Source organism: Streptomyces sp. NPDC001056, assembly GCF_053598955.1.
In genome coordinates this window covers 1-2,321 of record NZ_JBSFLI010000094.1, presented here as the reverse complement: position 1 = coordinate 2,321, position 2,321 = coordinate 1, and the positions used below count along the sequence as shown (strand labels likewise).

Sequence of the window (2,321 nt, the reverse complement as noted above, 5' to 3'; positions counted from 1 at the left end):
GGGATGCCGCTGCGGGTGGCGTTCGCGGACGGCAAACCGGTTCTCCGCCCGGAGCGAACGACTTGCTTGCGGCGCTCGTGAAGTTGCTCCAGCGTTTGCTTTCTTGCGTTTTCTTTTTCCATCAATCTCTGACCAGAAAACGCAGAGAAAATTCATACTTTATTGGGCCTCATCTATAGCGTGCTTTAAATTCCGTTTTCTGAGACGACCCCAAGTGAATTGATGGATAAAAGGGGAATTACAAACAGGTAGGGGCTGGGTTATGCCAATCTTCGCCGGATCAGACTGTAGTGGTCAACTAATTCCGGACACCTCGATTAGCCGATCGCCGCCGGCGCGCCGCCATACAAGAAGGGAGACACAGCCATGCACGAGCACCACCCGATCACCGACCCCGTCTGCGGCATGACCGTCAAGCCGGAATCGCCGCACCGCTTCGATCACGCCGGCCGCGAGCCCGCGTTTGCCGGAAGGCGGTGCGCGCGGATTGGCTGCCTCGCCGTCCGCGAGAATGGCGTCGTAATCCTTGCGGCAGGACGCAAGGCGTTCGGGCGTCAGCACGCCGCCGCCTGATCGACCTCATGGCAAGCGGCGACCAGCAGTTCGATCAGGCGGTTGGCCCAAGCCTGCCCCATCTCCTCGAAGGCGTAGGTCAGTTCCCGCAGGTGATGGGCGTTACTACCTCATATTTCAACAATTATTTTTCCATCTGCCCGACAGTTGGTCAGGTGAACTACGGGAAGCGCCAATGGACCCTAACGTCAACGAGCATCTGATCTCTTTTCTGACCAGCCTGGCCATCGGCCTTCTGATCGGGGTTGAGCGTGAACGCGCCGGTTCGGCAATGGGGTTACGAACTTCGGCCTTGGCCGCGCTGTTCGGCTCCATCGCCGCCCTCGTCGGCCAGAGCGTCGGGGCGCCGTGGTTTCTCCCTGCCGCCTTGCTGGCCATGACGGGCATCATGGTTTTCGGTCAGACCGCGACCGGGGAGAGCGAGAGCCACGCTGGCCCCACCACACGAATGGCCATCCTGCTTTCGTTCACCCTCGGAGCGATGGTTTGGCTCGGCCACGGTCGTTATGCTGTTATGCTAGCCATTGCTGCCGCAGCGCTGCTCCATTTCAAGGCCGAACTGCGCGGCTTGAGTTCACGGATTACTTCCCGCGACCTGGTGTCGATCCTGCAGTTCGCTACGCTGAGTTTTATCGTGCTGCCGCTCCTGCCCAACGTCGGTTATGGACCCTATGGCGCTTTCAATCCTCACCACGTCTGGATGATGGTCGTCCTGATATCCGGCTTGAGCCTCGCCGGCTATTTGGCCATGCGTGCGGTCGGAGATCGCTTTGGCCCGCCCTTGCTCGGTCTGCTGGGAGGACTGGTGTCGAGCACCGCGACTACCCTGGTGTACGCCCGTCATGCCCGCCAGACGCCGACCATGGCGCTGACGTCGTCGATCGTCATTCTCATGGCCAATCTGGTCTTGTCCGTGCGCCTGGGCATGATCGCCGTTGCCATCGCGCCCTCCTTGATGGCGACCCTTTGGCCAGTGTTGGTCGGCAACCTGGTGGCAGGCGGCTTGGCGGTACTGTTCGTCTGGCATCGTTCGCGGACGGGGGGGCCACTTCTTTTGCCGGAAGTTGCCAATCCGACCGAGTTACGGGTTGCGCTGAGCTTCGGTGCGATGTATGCCATCATTTTACTTTTAGCCTCGTGGCTGTCCGATTGGGCGGGAACCCGCGGGCTCTACCTGGCGTCCGCCGTGTCCGGGCTGACCGAACTTGATGCCATCGCATTGTCGACCCTGCGCCTGTTTGGGAATGGGAAACTGGGCGCCGAGGTAGCCGCTAACGCGATCGGCCTGGCGATTCTCTCTAACCTGTGCTTCAAAACTGGCCTCCTCGCCTGGGTCGCAGGGCGCGACTTCCTGTTGCGCTGCCTGCCTGGGATGATGGCTATCGGGATAGGCATTGCAATCGGCATGGGGTGGGTTGGCTATGCTTGACCAATCTCTCGTGTAGTTACGGCTTGCAGCTCTTCCTACGGCTCTGCGCCATGTCCGCTGATCTAAAGGGTGCTGTGCTACGCAAGCTGGGTGATGAGCCAAGATGGGCGGGACTGAGGTTCAGACGCGAGTTGCCCCTCTGGCTAACGGAAATTTCGGCGGTTCCGGCTTACAACCCCTGGTCGAACCGCCGCCAGGCCATTCCGCCGGAACTGATCGGAAAAATTGCTCCCACCAGGCCACGACGGGCAGCTCGGTGACGGCGGGCAGGTTCACGGCGACTCCTCGCGTGTTTCGACATCTGTCGATGGATTGCGAC

2 protein-coding genes are annotated in these 2,321 nt (G+C 60.6%); both read left to right on the top strand.

Features of this window, described 5'->3' with window-relative positions:
- Positions 1 to 366: 366 nt before the first annotated feature.
- On the top strand, positions 367 to 573 hold the full coding sequence (locus ACWDD7_RS37580) for an eL24 family ribosomal protein (RefSeq protein WP_024542659.1): 207 nt from the start codon (positions 367 to 369) through the stop codon (positions 571 to 573).
- 175 nt (positions 574 to 748) lie between these two features.
- On the top strand, positions 749 to 2,002 hold the full coding sequence (locus ACWDD7_RS37575) for an MgtC/SapB family protein (protein ID WP_009238019.1): 1,254 nt from the start codon (positions 749 to 751) through the stop codon (positions 2,000 to 2,002).
- Positions 2,003 to 2,321: the final 319 nt, after the last annotated feature.

What these genes read in the sequence shown, in the direction of transcription:
- ACWDD7_RS37580 (WP_024542659.1), top strand. Translation starts at nt 367, where the DNA reads ATGCACGAGCACCACCCGATCACCGACCCCGTCTGCGGCATGACCGTC.
- ACWDD7_RS37575 (WP_009238019.1), top strand. Translation starts at nt 749, where the DNA reads ATGGACCCTAACGTCAACGAGCATCTGATCTCTTTTCTGACCAGCCTG.